We start from the raw sequence: 18,121 nt of genomic DNA on the forward strand, positions 1-18,121 counted from the left end.
TGTTGCCAGAGTGTTAGCGTTCACAGCGCCGTCGTCAAGGTCCTCGATGTCTTCGTCCTACGGACCTTCGCCGTCGAGCGGGTCATGTGGACGGTCCGGCCGGCGACCGTCACCCAGGCCGCGACCAGACCGAGATGGAACAGCACCGCGAGAACCGCGAGGACGGTCGCGCCGGTGTGCGCGGCCAGTGCCGAGGTGGCCGTCACGCAGGTGCCCACCGGGAAGGTGAACGACCACCAGGTCAGCGAGAACGGCAGGTGGTCCCGCGCGGCACGCACGGTCACGCTGATCGCCAGACCGGCCCAGAGCAGGGCGAACCCCCACAATGGTACGCCGTAGAGCACCCCGAAAGCAGCCGCCACCGGCGCGTAGGGGGCGGGGAGCACCTGTCCCGTGGCATCACCGAGCGCGTTGGCCGCGGTGATCGACTGGCCGAGTGGTCCGAGCACGATCCACAGTGTCGGTACCGCGGCGGCCGCCCCGACCTTGTGCCGGGCCAGGCGCTGCCAGATCGCGCCGATCAGGATCAGGGACGCGACGAGACTGATGCCGAACATCGCCCAGCAGGCCAGCAGCAGGGTCAGCCGGGCCTGTCCGGGCGGCGCGTACGGGACGAGCAGCGCCCCGGTGGCCGCGGACACCATCGGCGGGACGACCGGGATCAGCCAGCCGCCGAACGCGCTCGCGTCGCCGACGGTGTGCCGGGTGAACTGCAGGTACGGCACGGCCACCGCGCTGGCCAGCCCGGTCAGGGTGCCCGCCGTCCAGAGCGTCGCGGCGATCGCCAGGGCCACGGTGTCGCCGAGCACGTCGCGGCCGAGCAGCAGGGCGCCGGCGCCGACGGTCATCATCGCCATCGGCGGGGCGCCGAAGAAGTGCGCCATCACCGGGTCGTCGCGGTTGGCGAAGAACTCCCGCGGGTGGCGCAGCGCCGCGACGCTCAGGGCGACCAGCAGCGCGGCGGCGAGCGCCCAGACCGCGGTGGCGGCGGTGTGCAGGCCGGGCGGGCGCCAGGGCAGGGTGACCGTGGCGGTGGCGACGATCCCGGTGCCCATGACCGCGGCGAACCAGTTCGGTGTCGAGATCATCATGTACCCAGCCTGCGGGTTCGCGTGCCGGCCGGGTAGCGGGCGTGTGGTTGTGGAGTCACAAGGACGGCTTGTGACCGCGTACCCTCGACGGTTGTGACATTGAGCCCCCGCATGCCGGACCTGGCCGCCCTGGAGATCCTTCTGGCGGTGGCCCGCGCCGGCACGCTGAGCGGCGCGGGCCGCGAGGTCGGGCTGACCCAGCAGGCGGTCTCCGCGCGGCTGGCCGCGCTCGAGTCGCGCACCGGCGTGCGGCTGGCCACCCGCACCACCCGGGGCGCGACCCTGACGGCTGAGGGCGTGGTCGTCGCGCAGTGGGCGGACCGGCTGCTGCGGCTCGCCGAGGAGGTCGACACCGGGCTGGCCGCGCTGCGCTCGGACAGCCGCAGCCGGTTGCGGGTCAGTGCCAGCCTGACCGTCGCCGAGCACCTGCTGCCGAGTTGGCTCGTCGCTCTGCGCGCGGACGCGGCCCGGCGCGGCGAGACGCCGGTGCGGGTGGTGCTGACCGCCACCAACAGTGACCACGTGATCGAGCAGGTGCGCGACGGTTCGGCCGATCTCGGGTTCATCGAGGGGGTGACCGTGCCGGCCGGCCTGCGCAGCCGGGTGGTGGCCCGGGACTCGCTGGTGCTGGTGGTGACCCCGGATCATGACTGGTCCTCGATCCCGGTCGCCGAGCTGGCGGCCACCCCGCTGGTCACCCGGGAGTCCGGCTCGGGGACGCGGGAGGTGCTGACCGTCGCGCTGCGGGACGCCGGGCTGGAGCAGGTGGAACCGGCGCTGGAGCTGTCGACGACGGCGGCGGTGCGGGCCGCGGTGCTGGCCGGCGCCGGTCCGGCGGTGCTGAGCCGGCTGGCGATCACGGACGACCTGGCGGCCGGGCGGCTGCGGGAGGTGCCGGTCGCCGGGCTGAGTCTGGAACGGGAGCTGCGGGCGATCTGGACCGGTCCGCGGACGCCGCCGGCCGGGGCGGTGCGGATCCTGCTGAGCCATATTCATAGCTGATCCATAGCCGTGATCACTTGCTCCGTGAGACTCCACAGAGGTTCAGCCCTCGCCCTGGCCGTCGGCCTGATCGTCGGTCCGCGCTCACCGGTGGCGCGGTCAGCGGCAAGGTCACCAGCCCCGGCACCAGCTCGCCCAACCTGCTGCTGCAGGTCCCGGACGGCTCCGGTGGCTCGGACCCGACGGACCCGGCCGGTTGCACCGGCACCAACGCCACCGCCACCGCCATCCCGGACGCCGGCTCGGCGATCAACAGCGCGATCACCATCTCCGGCTGCGGACGGTCGGCCTCCTCGGCGTCCACGGTGTACGTCGACATCACCCACACCTACCGAGGTGACCTGGTCGTCACGCTGGTCGCGCCGGACGGTTCGACGTACGCGCTGAAGAGCAGCTCCACCAGCGACAGCACCGACAACGTCGACACCACCTACTCGGCGAACCTGTCGAGCGAGGCCGCCGACGGCACGTGGTACCTGCGGGTGCAGGACGTGTACTCGTCCGACACCGGCACGCTCGACACCTGGACCCTCACGGTCTGACCATTCGTGATTCCTCCCGGGGGCGGGCCCGTTCCGAGTCTTCTCGGAGCGGGCCCGCTCTGCTCCGGCGCGTCGCGGACGGGGGCACCGGCGTTATCAGGAGATGCGACGACGAAGTCTGCTGGTGGGTGCGGTGGTGGTGGCGGGCGCCGGGGTCACGGCGACGGCGGGGGCCTGGGCGGCGCTGGGCAGTGGGCCGGAGCCGGCCCGCCCCGGCGCGGAGGCCGGTGACGAGCGGCTGGAACGCCGGCATTCCGGCGCCCGGGGCCAGATGGTCGACTTCTACACGGCGGTGCCCGCGGGGTACGGCGACGGCCGGGGCCTGCCGGTCTGCCTGGTGCTGCACGGTGGCTCGAAGCGGCCGGCCGACTTCGCCGCGCTCGGGCTGGGCGGGTTCCTGACCGAGGCGGTCCGGCGGGGCGCCCCGCCGTTCGTGCTGGCCGGCGCGAACGGCGACCGCCTGGCCTGGCGGCGGCACCCGGGCGACGACCCGCAGCGGATGGTGCACGAGGAGATCCCGGCCTGGTGCGACGACCGGGGTTTCGACACCGCCCGGTTCGCGGCGTGGGGCTGGTCGATGGGCGGCTCCGGATCGCTGCTGCTGGCCGGGAGGTTCCCCGGTTTCCTGCGCGCGGTGGCGGCCTTCTCCCCGGCGGTGACCCCCGGCGACGAGGTCTTCGCGTTGCTGCACCGGCTGTCGCGTGTCCCGGTGGGCCTGTGGTGCGGCACCGACGACGACCTCCTCCCGAACGTGCGGGCGGCCGGGCGCGCGCTGCCGGTTCCGGCCGCCGTCGCGGACTTCGGCCCCGGCCGGCACGACTTCACCTACTGGAGCCGCCGGATCCCGGCCGCCTTCTCGTTCCTGGGCGCGGCCCTGACCTCACCCTGAATCGGTGCTGTACGTGGAAGGGTGGAAGGGAGCGCCGGCCCGCGGAGATGTGGATCCGGGGCGCTGTCGGCCGGGCGGCGCCGAGGATGTGGGAGCAGAAGGGCTGTCGTGACTCTGCCGGTGATGGGATCGTCTGTTGTGGACTCTGAGCTCTTTCGCCGGCTGCTGCGCCGGCACGCGGCGGCCGTTGTCGTGATCACCGCACCCGGGCTGGTGGCGGCGGGGGTGCCGCCGACCGGGTTCACGGCCACCTCGTTCACGTCGGTGTCACTCGATCCGCCGCTGGTGTCGTTCAACCTGGCGCGGGCGGCGTCGGCGTGGCCGGCGGTCGACGCGGCCGCGGTGGTGGCGGTGCACGTGCTGGGCCGCGGGCAGGAACGGGTGGCCCGGACCTTCGCGGCCCGGGGCATCGACCGGCTGGCGGCGTACGGCCAGTGGCGCGCCGGCCCGGAGGGTGTTCCCCTGCTGGAGGGGGTGCTCGCGCGGGTGGTGTGCCGGGTCGTCGACCGGGTGGCGGCCGGGGACCACACCATCGTGCTGGCCAGCCCGGAGCGCGGCGACCATCACGTGGACGAGTCGGAGACGCCGCTGGTCTATCACGCCGGACGGTACGCGGGCTTGAACGGATCGTAATGAAGTGATTACCGTCAATGCATGAGGCTCTTTCGAGTGTTCCTCGTGCTGATGGTGCTGGGTGCTTCCCTATCGCTGTCGCGACCCGTCGCGGCTGCCACCACCTCCTTCGGCCCCACCGACTCCGCCGGCCGCGAGCTCGTCCTGCGCGGCTTCAACGTCTCCGGCAGCACCAAGCTGCGCGAGACCGGATTCCTGCCGTTCCGCAGCACCGCCGACGCGGTCGCCTCGGCCACCGCGATGCGCGAGCTGACCGGCGCCAACGCCGTCCGATTCCTGATCAGCTGGGAGGGCGTGCAGCCCACCGCCGGCACGATCGACACCGCGTACCTGGACAGGGCCGCCGCCCAGATCCGGGCCTTCACCGACCGCGGCATCCGGGTCCTGCTCGACTGGCACCAGGACCTCTACTCGGCCCACCTCTTCCACTCCGACAGCTGGTACACCGGCGACGGCGCCCCGCAATGGGTGATCGACCTCGGCGACTACCCGACCGAGTCGTGCGGCATCTGCGTGCTGTGGGGGCAGAACATGCTCACCAACAACGCGGTCCGCGAGGCGGCGTACGACTTCTGGCACGTCAGCACGATCCAGGACGCGTACCTGTCCCAGGCGAGGAGCGCGCTCACCCGGCTGTCGTCGACGCTGCCGGCGAGCTCGTTCGCGATGGTCCTCGGCGTCGACCCGTTCAACGAGCCGTTCGACGGCGGGCTCGACGGCGCGTCCGGCACCACCTGGGAGCAGAACTACCTGCTGCCGTTCTACCAGCGGTTCCGGACCGTGATGGACCAGTCCGGCTGGACCGCGAAACCGCTGTACGCCGAACCGCTGGTCTTCTGGAACACCACCTTCGGCGAGGCCGGCGGCCTGTCCACCATCCCGGCCCTGGGCACCCGGTACGTCTTCAACAGCCACTACTACGACGGCGCCCGGATGACCGTCGACCCGACCGCGGCCGGTGACGGCACGTACACCGCGGCGATGAACCGGATCCGGGACCGGGCCACCGCCCTGGGCACCGGTGCGATCGTCTCCGAGTTCGGCAACGCCATGTCCGGGACGAGCAGCAGTGGGCGTACCCCGTGGATGGTCCGTGCGATGTACCAGGGCCTGGATTCCCGGCTGTCCGGCGCGAACTTCTGGAACAACGCCGCCACCGCCGGGACGGTGCTGTCCGGGATGCAGTGGCACTGGGACACCTACAGCGGCAAGCACAGCGAACTGATGAACGGCAACCCGGACAAGGTGCAGACCACCGGCGACGCCTGGAACGGCGAGGACCACTCGGTGATCGCGGGCGGGGCGCTGCGCCTGGACACCCGGGTCCTGGACCGGCTCTACCCGAGCGCGGTGGCCGGGACCACGGTGGCCTTCGCCTACGAGGACCTGGCCCGTGACGGGTACGCCGGAGCCGGCACCCAGCGCGCCTGGCTGACCGTGCCGTCCCGGCTGCCGAATCTCGCCACGGTGGTGTCCGGCCGTCAGTACGGCGTCCTGGTCTGGAAGGACACCGGTCTCGCCGCCCCGACCGAGCTGCACCTACCCGCCTCGTTCCCGACGGCGCGAACGATCGTGCTCGGTGACCTGGCCGCCGGGGCGGTCGCGGTGACCACCGAGACCGGCGCGACGACGGCCCGCAAGCTGCAGCTGACCGGCACCGGAGCGACCGGCGCCACCCACGTGGCGCTGGTGGTCAACAACGGCGACGGCGCGACCATCCCGGCCGCGACCCTGACCGCCGCCCGCACCGAGCTGCTGGCCTGGGCGGCAGCCCTCGGCTGACCGAGTCCATACTGGATCGATGCATGTGCCCGTGGTGATCATCGGGGCCGGGCCCGCCGGCCTGGCCCTGGCCAACTTCCTGCAGAAGTCCGGCATCGGCTGTGTGGTTCTCGAGGCCCGCGACCGGCGGCACGTCGAGGAACGGCAGCGGGCCGGCGTGATCGACCACTACGCCGGCCGGCTGTTCGAGGAGTTCGGGCTGGCCGAGCAGGTGATCGGCGGCGCACCGGTGGAGACCCTGCTGGAGATCCGGGTCGAGGGCGTGCCCCGGTTCCTGGACGGCCCGCTGCTCTCCGGCGGGCGGCCGAGCCGGCTGGTCCCGCAGCAGTTCCTGGTCCGGCGGCTGATCACGGCCTTCGAGGAGGGCGGCGGTGACCTGCGGTTCGGCGCCGCCGACGTGCACCCGCACGACTTCGCCGGCGACCGCCCCCGGGTCACCTACCGCGACCCGGACGGCGTGACGCACGAGCTGACCTGCGACCACATCGCCGGCTGCGACGGCTTCCACGGGGTCAGCCGGCGCAGCGTCCCGGACGGGGAACTGACCACGTTCACCTTCGACCACGGCATCGGGTGGTACACGGTGCTCGCCGACGCTCCCGCGCCGCGCTACCCGCTGATGGCGGTCAGCCGGCACGGCTTCGCCGCGCAGTTCGCCCGCGGGCCGCACGCCAGCCGCTTCTACCTGCAGCATCAGCCCGGCGACGACCCGCGGAACTGGCCGGACGCATACACCTGGGAGCAGCTGCGGCTGCGCCTGGGCGACGACAACCTGCCGGAGGCGGCGATCAGCGGCCGTGAGGTCGTCGAGATGCGCAGCTTCGTGGCCGAGCCGATGCGTTCCGGGCGGCTCTACCTGGTCGGCGACGCCGCCCACATCATCACCCCGATGGGCGCGAAGGGGATGAACCTCGCCCTCGTCGATGCGTACGCGCTGGCGACAGCCCTCGTCACCGCGGTCCGGGACGGTGACGACGCGGGCCTGCGGAACTACTCCGACACGTGCCTGCGCCGGACCTGGGACTACCAGGAGTTCTCCCGCTGGTTCACCGAGATGGTCCACGACTCGGGCGACCCGGCACCGGACGCGGCGTTCCGGCGGCGGCTGGCGCTGGCCCGCCTGGACCGGTTGTTCACCTCACCGGCCGCGGGTGCCGCGTTCGCCGACATGATGGCGGGAACCGCGCTGTAGACACGTCCCGCGGTCGGGGTGCGAAACGCGGACCCGGACGACGAAACTCGTCTAGGGCTCGACGACGGGTCGGCCGGCCCGGCCCACCACCCGGAACGGGCGCCCGCCGTCGTCCAGCACGGTCGTCCCGTCCCGCCCGCCGGAACGCCACCGCAGCTCCAGGTCGAACCGGCAGTCGCAGTCCCGGCTGTCCGCCCGCAGCACCATCACCTGATCCGCCGGTCCCACGCTCACCACCGGGCCGCCGGCCGGGCGTACCGACGGGACGGCCTGGTCCAGGTCGGTGCTCAGCAGGTCACGGACCCGGCGCCCGCCGGTGCAGTCGCACGGCAGCACCAACTCCAGCCCCGGCCGGGGCGCGGGACGGCGGTCGCGGAGCAGGACGCGTACCCCCAGAAGACGCACCGGAGCCGGGCCGGCCGCACGGACCGTGACCTCGATCCGGTTGCCGCCGGTGTGTGCCAGATCGCCCGGCACCCCGCCGCCGGCCGCCCGGCGTGCCGCCACGAACGCCTGCCGTGACCCGGGCCAGTAGAACCGGTCGTTGCCGTAACGGTCCCCGGCCCGGTCGCAGCACCAGCGCGCGGCGGCCCGCAGCGCGGCGGCCCGGATCGGCCCGGCACTGTCCCCGGGCGGTTCGCCGAGCGCGCCGGCCACCACCGCCGCAAGCGCCACCATCGCGACGACCCCGAGCGAGGAGGATTTCTTCTGGTACGAACGACGCCAGCGCGCCAGCCCCGCGGCGAACGCCGGGTCGTTCCCGGACCGCCAGAGGAACGCCCGTGCCACCTCCTCGGCCCGCCCGTCCCCGTCCGGGTCGGCGCGCAACGCGGCCAGGAACGCCGGCGGGACCGTCCCGGGTCCGGCCTGCTCAGCCAGGTTCGCGAGGCTCCGCCACCGGCGCCGCCCGGACCATCGGCCGGCGGTTGCGGCGGTGTGCCGGATCGCCGCTGTCAGAGCCGAGAACTGTTCGTCGTCACGCACCCAGGAACGCTCCCGTCTCATCGCCAGGACTTGGGCCGGAATCGTACGCATAGACACCGTCTCGTATCCCTTTCGCCCGAGCACCGTTTGCGGAGGAGGAGGTGAGCGCATCGTGGACAGGACGAGCCTGGTTTTCTGGTTCGGGCAGGCGCGGACGACGGCGGCGACCGTGGCCGCGGCGGGGACGGCGTACCCGGGGGTGGTGTGGAGGTCCCGGCATCCCGGCGAACGCCCACCGCCGGCCGCCTGCGCGGTGACGTTCGCCGAGGTCGTCCGGGGGACGCTGGCCGGTGTGCCGGGCCGGGTCACCGTGGTGCACCCGGCCTGCTGGGGTCCCGCCGACCGGGCCGAGGTGACCCGGGCGGCGGCGTCGGCGGGGTTGCCCATGCCGGTGTTCGTGAGTACCCCGGTGGCGGTCGCCCACGGGGTCGGCGCCGAACTGCTGAAGGGGCGCGCGGCGGCGGTCCTGGTGCTCGACGGGTCCGCGGTGGAGATCGCGGCGATCACCCGTACGCGCACCGGATTCAGCATCGCGGGTGATCCGGGCGAGCTGACCGCGGACCCGCGGACCCCGGACGGCCGGATGCGGATCTGTGCTCAGGTGGGGGCGACCGTCGCGGGGTCCGGTGTGGACCGGGTGGTCCGCGCCTACCTCGCCGGCGCCGGTGCCGAGGTGGTGCTACGGGATCTGGCGGGACCCGGATCGGCGCACCCGGATCTGGAACCGGTGGTGTTGCACGGCGCGGTGCTGGCCGCGAACCCGCCCCGCGGTGTGGGCCGTCGCCGGCTGCTGGGTGCGGCCGCGGCGTCGGTGGCGGTGGCCGCGGCCGTCCCGTTCGTGACGCTGCCCCGCGACGCCGGCCCCCGGTTCGTGGCGGCCGTGCCGGTGCCGTCACCGCCGCCCGGCCCCGGTCCGGTGGTCTACGCGTTCAGTTCGGAGTCGGGCCGGCTGTCCGCCGTGGACACCGGCGCCGGGGTGGTCACCGAGCTGGGCCGGGCCGGTGGTGGCACCGGCGCGTTCGGGTTGACGCCGGATGCCCGGACGGCGGTCCTGGAGAGCGCCGACGGGGTGCGGCTCTTCGACGTGATCGCCGGACGGGTTCGCCGGACCGCGGGCGTTCCGCGGCTGCTCGGCACGGTGGTCGCCGCGGACGGCAGCCGGGTCTACGCGTTGCAGGCGGCCGGCGCCAAGGGCCAGGCGAAGATCCACACCGTGGACGTGGCGACCGGCGACCGGACCGGTGGGGCCGTCGATCTGGGCCGCAACGGCGGGGAACTGGTCGCCGCCCCGGACGGGCGCACGCTCTACGCCCTCGAGTTCGCCGTTACCGAGGTGGACCGTGGCGTGGAGCGGGTCACCGCCCCGGCCCGGCTGACCGTGGTGGACACCGCCTCCGGCCGGGTCCGGATGCGCCAGGAACTGCCCGCGGGCACCTCCGCGGTGGTGCCCGGACCGGACGGCGTGTACGTGCTGGCCACCGACACCGTCACCGGGTTCGACGTGGCGGCCGGCCGGCTCGGCGAACCGGTCCGGTTGCCGGGCCGGCCGACCGCGCTGGACGTCACCCCGGACGGGCGGACCCTGTTCGTGCTCTGCGAGCGGGAGACCGTGGACGGTTTCCGGGTCGACGTGGTGCCGGTGGACCGGGCGGGCGGGACGGTCCGGACCGGGTTCGCGGTGCCGGGGGCGGAGCGGGCGCACGCCATCGGGATCGCCCCGGGCGGACGCCGGGCCTACCTGGCCGGCAGCGCCCTGGGCTGGTTCGACGTGGCCGGTGAGGTGGCCGGCCCGCCGGTCGAGGTGGGCGGCGAGGTCTCCCAGATCGGGTTCAGTGGCACCGACGTCTACGTGCTGGCGACTGGGGAGCGGTCGGAGGACCGCCGGTCGGCGCTGACCGTGGTGGACAGCGTGACCGGGCGGGCCTCCGCGCCGATCCGGTTGCCCACCGGGCCGGCGCGGATCGCGGTGCCCGGCGGTGTTCTCGACAGTCCGACCGTGTCCTCGCCTAGCGCGACGAGCTCAACGGCAGCGCCCGCACCAGCATCCGGTGGGAGCGCCAGCCCGGAAACGGGATCAGATCGCCCACGTGCCGGAAACTGAGGCCCTGCAGCGCCCGCCAGACCCGGACGTTGGTCTCGGTCACCGCGAGGCTGACTCGTTCCTCCGTGCGCACGTCGAGCAGGTCGCTGAACATCTGCACGCCGAGCCGGTGCCGGCGCAGCTCGGGCAGCACGAACGTCTCGCAGACGGCGAACGTCCGGCCGTCCCACTCGCGGACCAGGTCCGGGTCGTCCGGGTCCGCGAGGTCACGCCACCACAGGGTCTCCGGTGGCAGGGGGCAGCCCATCACGGTCCCGGCCAGTTCGCCGTTGACGTAGCCGAGGGTGGCCTGGAAACCGGGCGCCTCGGCGGTCCAGCGCAGCCGGTCGGTGAGGGACGGGTCACTGTGGTCGGGCAGGTGCAGGTCGGCGGCGTGCACCCGGCGGTAGAGGTCGGCGAGCGCGTCGAGGTCGACCTGGTCGGTCACGACCACGCTGGTCTCATCTGTCGTCGGCATGAATCCCCGTTCAGGTTCAGTAAGGCGAGGCTAACCTAACTGCCGTTCACAGGTTCGGCAAGTCGGCCCGGTCCCCCGGATGCGTGATGGGGGAAAGAGCCGATCTGGTTTACCCTCTTTCGGTAGGCGCGTCGTGCCGTGTCCGCTCCGGTTCTTCTTTTCGGCGACGCGTTCCCGCCTTCGGCATGGTGAAGCAATTCTCGGATTTATCTGCAATCGCATTCCTGTTTGGCGGCCCGCCGGCTTCTGTCACGTATCCGACCTGCGGATATGCAAAGCAATAGGAAATGGACAAAGCGGAGAATTCGACCACGCTCACTAGATGGTGGGAATTAGCGATGATCGACTTGAATTGTTGGTGGTGCTGCGCGCTAAGGTCTGCGGACCCCATTTCTGGTGGCGATTTCCCGCATTGCTGAAAGGCGAAACCTTGGCTGCCGCCGTCATGATTGTCAGTTCCGTCGTGCTGTCCGCGTTCGCCGCGATCACGCTGTGGTGGACCATGCACGCCTGGCGAACCCCGGAGACCCTGGCCGCGACCCGGTTCGCCGAGCCGGACGGCGATCACAAGCTGACGTTCTCCCTGCTCCTGCCGGCCCGGCACGAACAGGCCGTGCTCGAACACACGGTGGACCGGCTGCTGCGCTCCACCCACCAGGGCTACGAGATCATCATCATCGTCGGCCACGACGACCCGGACACCGCCGCGGTGGCCGAACGGATCGCGCTGCGGGCGCCGGGACGCATCCTGGTGATCACCGACCACAACGAGGTGAAGAACAAGCCCCGGGCGCTCAACACCGCCCTGCCGTACGTGCGCGGCGACGTGGTGGGAGTCTTCGACGCCGAGGACGTCGTCCACCCCGAGCTGCTGGAACACGTCGACCACGCGTTCCGGTCCACCCACGCCGACGTGGTCCAGGGCGGCGTCCAGCTGATCAACTTCCAGTCCAGCTGGTTCAGCCTGCACAACTGCCTGGAGTACTTCTTCTGGTTCCGCAGCCGGCTGCACCTGCACGCGAACAAGGGGTTCATCCCGCTCGGCGGCAACACCGTCTTCGTCCGCACCGACGTGCTGCGCGGCGCCAACGGCTGGGACGGCACCTGCCTCGCCGAGGACTGCGACCTGGGCGTACGCCTGAGCAGCCGGGGCGCCAAGGTGGTCGTCGCGTACGAGGCGTCGCTGGTCACCCGCGAGGAGACCCCGGACACCATCGGCAGCCTGGTCAAGCAGCGCACCCGCTGGAACCAGGGCTTCCTGCAGGTGCTGCGCAAGGGGGAGTGGCGCCGGCTGCCGTCGATGCGCCAGCGTGTCCTGGCCCGGTACACCCTGGTCGGCCCGTTCCTGCAGGCCTTCTCCGGCGTCGCGATCCCGGTCGGCGTCGGCGTAGCCCTGGCCACCTCACTGCCGATCGGCGTCGCCCTGGCCACCTTCGTGCCGGTCGTCCCGATGCTCGCCAACATCGTCTTCCAGACCATCGGCCTGCGTGACTTCGGCAAGCAGTACCACCTGAGCGTCACCGCCCGCGACTACGCCCGGCTCATCCTCGGTGCGTTCCCGTACGCCCTGATCCTCAGCGTCGCCGCGCTGCGAGCCGTCTGGCGCGAGTACACCGGCCGGCGCAACTGGGAACTGACCGCGCACGTCGGCGCCCACCTGCAGGGCAACGCCACTGCCGAGACCACCACGGCGGGTGCCGCATGACCACGACCAACGACTCCGTCACCACCGTCGTCATCCCGAAGGCGCGCGCCGCGCGGCCCGGGACCACCCCGTCGCCCATGCCGGTGCCGATCCCCGAACCGGCCCGGCCCCGGGAGATCAGCCACGCCGAGAAGGCCCTCGCCGTGGGCCTCACGGCGATCGTGCTCGCCGTGATCGGCATCAACATCAGTGGCTACCCGATGGTCAACGACGACGAGGGCACCTACCTCGCGCAGGCCTGGGCCGTCGCCCACGGGCACGGACTCGCCCACTACACCTACTGGTACGACCACCCGCCGCTCGCCTGGATCCAGCTGGCCGGGCTCTCCTGGCTGCCCGGACTGCTCGGCAGCGAGGGCAGCACCGTGGCCACCATGGGACGCGTCGCCATGCTCCCGGTGGTGGCGGCGATCCTGCTGCTGATCTACCTGGTCAGCCGGCGCGTCGGCATGGCGGTCTGGTCGTCCGCCGCGGCCCTGGTCGTCTTCGGCCTGTCACCGCTCACCGTGGTCATGTACCGCGGGGTCTACCTGGACACCTTCGCCGTGGTCTGGATGCTCGCCGCGCTGGCCCTGGTCCTCTCCCCGCGCCGGAACCTGTGGCACTTCACCGCGGCCGGCGCCGCCACCGCGGTCTCCCTGCTCAGCAAGGAGACCATGCTGGTCACGCTGCCCGCGGTGGTCCTGGCGCTCTGGCAGCACAGCGCCCGCAGCACCACCCGCCCCTGGGCGATCGGCGGCTACGTCAGCGGCCTCACCCTGGTCGGTGTCTTCTATCCGCTGTACGCCCTGCTGCGCGGCGAGTTGTTCCCCGGCGAGGGGCACGTCTCGCTGGTCGGCGCCTGGCAGTTCCAGCTCGCCTCGCGGGCCGGCAGTGGCAGCATCTTCACCGACGGATCGATCGCCCAGGGACTGCTGAACTCCTGGCTGGACCACGACCCGGTGATCCTGGTCGGCGGGCTGATCGCCACCGTCGTCTGCCTGCCGGTGCGCCGGCTGCGCCCGCCCGCGGTGGCCGGCGCGATCCTCACCCTGATCGCGTTGCGTCCCAGCGGCCACCTCCCGGTGATGTACGTCGTGCAACTCCTGCCGTTCTTCGCGATCGCCATCGCCGGCGTGCTCGACCTGGCGGTCCGGCTCGCCCCGGCCCGGCAGCGCTGGGCCCGGCCGGCGGCGCTGGCCGCCCTCGCCCTGATCGCGGCGACCCTCGTCGCGCCGCGCTGGTGGACCGGCAACGCACGGGCCATGCACGACAACTACCACGCGGAGTACGTGGCCGCCGCCCAGTGGCTGCGCACCCAGGTGCCGGACCCGAAGAACACCACCGTCGTGGCCGACGACGTGCTCTGGCTGGAATGCGTGGACGCCGGATACCCGCCGGAGAAGGCCATCTGGTTCTACAAGCTCGACCTCGACCCGGAGGTCGCCGCCCGGCTGCCCAACGGCTGGCGCGACGTCGACTACCTGGTCTCGACACCCGCGCTGCGCGGCGACTCCAAGACGCTGACCGCGGTCAACACCATGCTGGCGAACTCGACGGTCGCCGCCCGCTTCGGCGAGGGCGTCGGCCGCATCGAGATCCGCCGGATCACCAAGGAGATCCCATGACCACCCAGGCTCAGGGCCGGGCGGCCGTCGGCATGCCACACCAGGCGACCGTCACGCCCGGCGAGAAGACGCTGCCACTGGACCAGTACCGCAAGGGCGGGCGCACCCGGGCCGTGCTGCCCGGCCAGATCGGCGTCCGCCCGGCGCCCCGCACCCTGCGGCAGAGCATCATCGTGCCCACCTACAACGAGCGCGACAACGTCCCGGCGCTGCTGGCCCGGCTCGCCGCCGCACTGCCGCACCACGACACCGAGATCGTGTTCGTCGACGACAGCGACGACGGCACGCCGGAGGTGATAGCCGAGGCCGCCGCCGACTTCCCGATGCCGGTCACCGTGCACCACCGTGACGACGGGGTGGGCGGTCTCGGCGGCGCGGTGGTCGAGGGCATGCGGCTCGCCCGCGGCGAGTGGATCGTGGTGATGGACGCCGACCTGCAGCACCCGCCGGAGATCGTCGCCGACCTGATCACCGCCGGTCTGCGGGACGGCGCCGACCTGGTCGTCGGCAGCCGGTACGCCCGCGGCGGCAGCACCGGCGGACTGGCCGACGGCTACCGCCGACTGGTCTCCCGCGGCTCCACCCTGCTGGTCAAGACCCTGTTCCGGAACAGTCTGCTGTCGGTCAGCGACCCGATGAGCGGGCTGTTCGCGATCCGGGCCTCGTCACTGGACGTCGATCAGCTCCGCCCGCTCGGCTACAAGATCCTGCTCGAGCTGATCGTCCGGAACCGTCTCGGCCGGATCGTCGAGGTCCCGTACACGTTCCAGGCCCGGCACGCCGGGGAGTCCAAGTCCACCGCCGCCGAGGGGATCCGCTTCCTCAAGCACATCGGCGGTCTGCGGTTCGGCGTCGGCCGGCTGCGGATGCTGGCGTTCGCCCTGATCGGCGTCTCCGGCCTGCTGCCCAACCAGGCCGTGCTCTGGGCGCTGCTGCACGGCACCGCGATGCACTACACGGCCGCCGCGGTGGTGGCCAACGTGGTCGCCGTCCTCTGGAACTTCGCCCTGACCGACTCGCTGCTCTACCGCAACCACCGGCGGCGCGGCCTGCTCAGCCGGTTCAGCCGGTTCTTCCTGATGGGCAACGCCGACCTGCTGGTCCGGATCCCGCTGCTGGCGTTGCTGGTCAGCGGCCTGAGCCTGGGCGTCCTGGCCGGCAACATGCTGACCCTGGTGGCGTCCTTCGTCCTTCGTTTCCTGATCTCCGACAGGCTGATCTATCTGACGGGAAAGAAACAATGAACCCAACACGTCCGCTGCTGAGCCGGTCGAACCGGCTGCGGATAGCCCAGTTCCTGGTGCTCGCCCTCACCCTGTTCCTCGTCCTGCCGCAGCGCCCGGTCTCGGCCGCCGCCAACCTGATCGCCAACCCGGGCCTGGAGTCGATGGCCGGCGACGGCTTCCCGGTCTGCTGGGAGCAGTCCGGCTGGGGCGACAACGGCCACACCTTCGCGGTCAGCTCCGACGCGCACAGCGGCGCCCGGTCGATGTCGGTCACCCTGACCAACGCCGGCAGTGGTGACCGCAAGGCGATGATGCTCGAGGACGCGTCCTGCGCACCCAACGTCACGCCGGGCCACCAGTACGACCTCTCGGTCTGGTACAAGACGTCCACCCCGAACACGGTGATGACCATGTTCCGGCACGACGTCGCCCAGGGCTGGGTGTACTGGACCGACCTGGCCACCATGCCGGTCGCCACCGCCTGGACCCAGCAGACCGTGCGGACCCCGCAGATCCCGGCGAACACCGACCAGATCGTCTGGGGCGTGACGATCTACGGCAACGGCACGCTGAAGACCGACGACTACACCATGAGCGACGCCACGCAGGCGGCCCCGGGCGAGGCGTGCAGCGCCGGTGACAAGTGCGTCAAGGGCGCCTGGGCGGTCATGCCGTTCAACTCACCGGTCCGCAGCATCCACGCCGTGGTGCTGCGCAACGGCAACGTGCTGCTGATCGCCGGATCCGGCAACGACCCGGACGCGTTCGCCGCCAAGACGTTCAAGACCGCGATCTACAAACCGGGCACCGGCGAGTTCACCGCGGTGGCCACGCCGGAGGACCTGTTCTGCGCCGGGCACGTGCAGCTCAAGGACGGCCGGATCCTGGTGATGGGCGGCAACAAGGACTACGCGGCGGCGGACGGCAGCCACGGCTACAAGGGCCTGAAGAACTCGTACATCTTCGACCCGGCGACCAACTCCTACCAGCGGGTCAACGACATGAGCGGCGGCAGTTGGTACCCGTCCGCGACGATCATGGGCAACGGTGACGTGATCTCGCTCGGCGGTCTCGGCGAGGACTCCAACGGCACGGTCCTCACCCAGTACTTCTCCGACGCGCAGCAGCGCTGGCTGAGCACCGGTGAGGCCAAGCAGACCTGGAGCTTCTGGGGCCTGTACCCCTCGATGATCCTGATGCAGGACGGCCGCCTCTTCTACTCCGGCAGCCACGTCTTCGGCAACGGCCTGCCCGGATCCGGCTCGTCCATCTACGACTACAACGCGGGCACCATCACCGAGGTTCCGGGTCTGCGCAAGAAGGACGAACGCGACCAGTCGATGAGCGTCCTGCTGCCGCCGGCCCAGGACCAGAAAGTCCTCACCATGGGCGGCGGGAACAACGAGACCAACCCGGACGCGCACCGCCTCACCGACATCATCGACCTGAAGAAGCCCAGCCCGGTGTACACCGCTGGACCGCAGATCCCGCAGGGCAAACTGGACGGCGGCGTACCGCAGACCGGCGCCCAGGGCAAGATGTACGTCTCCGCGGTCCTGCTCCCGGACGGCAAGGTGTTCGAGACCGGTGGCGCCCTGCACAACCGGGCCACCCCGGTCTTCGAGGCCTCGATGTACGACCCGGCCACCAACCAGTTCACCGCCGGGATGGCCACCGACCCGGTGCCGCGCGGCTACCACTCGTCGGCGTTCCTGCTCCCGGACGGCCGGGTGATGGCGGTCGGCGACAACCCCGGCAACGGCACCTTCGACATGCGCGTCTCGGTGTACTCGCCGCCGTACCTGTTCCAGGGCGCCCGCCCGCAGATCACCAGCGTGGCGAGCAACCAGTGGGCGTACGGCACCGCCAACCGGATCACCGTGGACAAGCCGATCGTCAAGGCCGAGCTGATCCGCCCGGCCGCGGTGACCCACTCCAGCGACCCGAACCAGCGGTTCGTGGACCTGCCGATGACGGTCAACGGCAACACCGTCGACCTGAACCTGACGAGCAACCCCAACCTGGCGCCGCCGGGCTGGTACATGCTGTTCGCCGTCGGCGCGAACGGCGTTCCCTCCGTCGCGAAGTGGGTGAAAATCGGATGAATCGGGTACGCATGACCGGCCTGATCGTCGCCGCGGTGGCGGTGACCGGGGTGGCCGGGTGGGCCGCCGCCGCGGATCGGCAGCCGGAGACCGCGGTCTGGACGGCGTCGGCCGCCCAGCGGACACTGAGCGCCTCGGCGACGACGCCGGTCGATCCGGCGGGCAGTCCGGGGAAGGCCGCCGAAGCCTCCGGCTCCGGCGCCACCTCCGGCTCCGGTGCCACCTCTGGCTCCGGTGCCACCTCTGGCTCCGGTGCCACCTCTGGCTCCGGTGCCACCTCCCCGAACAAGTCCAACAAATCAGGAAAGTCGGGCATAGAGGGTGGCGCGGAGGCGGCCAAGGTGGACCGGCAGGCCAAGCCGAAGCCGTTCGTTCAGGAGTTCGCCGCCCAGCCCGGCGTTGTTCGGCAGAAGGCCAAGAAGAAGCCGACCAAGCCGGAGAAGGTTCCGGCGACCGTCGACGGCTGCGACCGGAACTACGGGACGATCGCCCAGTGCATCCCGCTGGCGTTCCCGCGGGGTGTGAAGGACAAGTGCACCTGGCTCCGGCAGCAGGGGTTCAAGGAGATCAAGGTGGCCGGGACCGACAAGCAGAAGCTGGACTCGGACCGCAACCGGATCGCCTGCGACAAATGACCGGTGGGGCAGGCCGGAGGTCCCGTCCGGCCTGCCCCACCCCCACCCCGGTGTGTTGATTTCGGGCGCCCAGAGCGCCCAAATTCAACACGCGGCCAGGGGTGTGTTGATTTCGGGCGCCTAGAGCGCCCAAATTCAACACGCGGCCAGGGGTGTGTTGATTTCGGGCG

At 71.8% G+C, this 18,121-nt stretch carries 15 protein-coding genes; 12 read left to right on the top strand and 3 right to left on the bottom strand.

Annotation, left to right across the window (positions count from 1 at the left end):
• Positions 1-20 precede the first annotated feature (20 nt).
• On the bottom strand, positions 21-1,091 hold the full coding sequence (locus tag WH85_RS37100) for a TDT family transporter (protein ID WP_045746804.1): 1,071 nt from the start codon (positions 1,089-1,091) through the stop codon (positions 21-23).
• 93 nt (positions 1,092-1,184) lie between these two features.
• On the opposite strand from WH85_RS37100, the gene WH85_RS37105 reads away from it, so the two are divergent.
• From WH85_RS37105 to WH85_RS37130, 6 genes are all read left to right on the top strand, one after another.
• Complete coding sequence (locus WH85_RS37105; protein WP_045746805.1) at positions 1,185-2,093, top strand: LysR family transcriptional regulator; 909 nt, start codon at positions 1,185-1,187, stop codon at positions 2,091-2,093.
• A gap of 17 nt (positions 2,094-2,110) precedes the next feature.
• Entirely contained in the window at positions 2,111-2,635 is a 525-nt protein-coding gene (locus WH85_RS37110; RefSeq protein WP_045746806.1) for a proprotein convertase P-domain-containing protein, read from the top strand.
• 103 nt (positions 2,636-2,738) lie between these two features.
• Positions 2,739-3,524: an alpha/beta hydrolase-fold protein gene (locus tag WH85_RS37115; protein WP_045746807.1), complete on the top strand. Its 786-nt coding sequence runs from the start codon at positions 2,739-2,741 to the stop codon at positions 3,522-3,524.
• Positions 3,525-3,647: 123 nt separating this feature from the next.
• Positions 3,648-4,157 carry a flavin reductase family protein gene (locus WH85_RS37120; RefSeq protein ID WP_045746821.1) on the top strand — a complete coding sequence of 170 codons (510 nt, stop codon included), beginning with the start codon at positions 3,648-3,650 and terminating at the stop codon, positions 4,155-4,157.
• Positions 4,158-4,178: 21 nt separating this feature from the next.
• Entirely contained in the window at positions 4,179-5,939 is a 1,761-nt protein-coding gene (locus WH85_RS37125) for a cellulase family glycosylhydrolase (RefSeq protein ID WP_045746808.1), read from the top strand.
• Between the two features lie 19 nt (positions 5,940-5,958).
• On the top strand, positions 5,959-7,131 hold the full coding sequence (locus WH85_RS37130; protein ID WP_045746809.1) for a 4-hydroxybenzoate 3-monooxygenase: 1,173 nt from the start codon (positions 5,959-5,961) through the stop codon (positions 7,129-7,131).
• A 51-nt stretch (positions 7,132-7,182) separates the two neighbouring features.
• Here the strand turns inward: WH85_RS37130 and WH85_RS37135 are convergent, their stop codons facing one another.
• Positions 7,183-8,115 (bottom strand): hypothetical protein, encoded by a 933-nt coding sequence (locus WH85_RS37135; RefSeq protein WP_157411453.1) that lies wholly within the window; start codon positions 8,113-8,115, stop codon positions 7,183-7,185.
• A 112-nt stretch (positions 8,116-8,227) separates the two neighbouring features.
• Between WH85_RS37135 and WH85_RS37140 the strand changes: the two genes are divergently transcribed.
• Positions 8,228-10,216, top strand: coding sequence for a beta-propeller fold lactonase family protein (locus WH85_RS37140; protein WP_157411454.1), 1,989 nt, complete (start codon positions 8,228-8,230; stop codon positions 10,214-10,216).
• On the opposite strand, the gene WH85_RS49360 is transcribed toward WH85_RS37140, so the two are convergent.
• Positions 10,122-10,673 (bottom strand): GNAT family N-acetyltransferase, encoded by a 552-nt coding sequence (locus WH85_RS49360; protein ID WP_083449543.1) that lies wholly within the window; start codon positions 10,671-10,673, stop codon positions 10,122-10,124. The genes WH85_RS37140 and WH85_RS49360 overlap by 95 nt on opposite strands.
• A 445-nt stretch (positions 10,674-11,118) precedes the next feature.
• On the opposite strand from WH85_RS49360, the gene WH85_RS37150 reads away from it, so the two are divergent.
• From WH85_RS37150 to WH85_RS47720, 5 genes are read left to right on the top strand one after another with little or no spacing between them, the layout of a single operon-like run.
• Positions 11,119-12,378, top strand: coding sequence for a glycosyltransferase (locus WH85_RS37150; RefSeq protein WP_052721069.1), 1,260 nt, complete (start codon positions 11,119-11,121; stop codon positions 12,376-12,378).
• A complete protein-coding gene (locus tag WH85_RS37155) occupies positions 12,375-13,985 on the top strand; it encodes an ArnT family glycosyltransferase (protein ID WP_045746813.1) in 1,611 nt (536 codons plus the stop codon). The genes WH85_RS37150 and WH85_RS37155 overlap by 4 nt, the downstream gene beginning before the upstream one ends.
• The gene (locus WH85_RS37160; RefSeq protein ID WP_245674254.1) at positions 13,982-15,229 is read left to right on the top strand and encodes a glycosyltransferase; all 1,248 of its coding nucleotides are present in this window, start codon (positions 13,982-13,984) and stop codon (positions 15,227-15,229) included. The genes WH85_RS37155 and WH85_RS37160 overlap by 4 nt, the downstream gene beginning before the upstream one ends.
• Complete coding sequence (locus tag WH85_RS37165) at positions 15,226-17,316, top strand: galactose oxidase early set domain-containing protein (protein ID WP_052721070.1); 2,091 nt, start codon at positions 15,226-15,228, stop codon at positions 17,314-17,316. Before WH85_RS37160 ends, WH85_RS37165 begins: the two co-directional genes overlap by 4 nt.
• Positions 17,313-17,951, top strand: a complete 639-nt coding sequence (locus WH85_RS47720) for a hypothetical protein (protein WP_157411455.1) — start codon at positions 17,313-17,315, stop codon at positions 17,949-17,951. The genes WH85_RS37165 and WH85_RS47720 overlap by 4 nt, the downstream gene beginning before the upstream one ends.
• The last annotated feature ends 170 nt before the right edge of the window (positions 17,952-18,121 follow it).

Source organism: Actinoplanes rectilineatus (assembly GCF_000962825.1).
GTDB lineage: Bacteria > Actinomycetota > Actinomycetes > Mycobacteriales > Micromonosporaceae > Actinoplanes > Actinoplanes rectilineatus.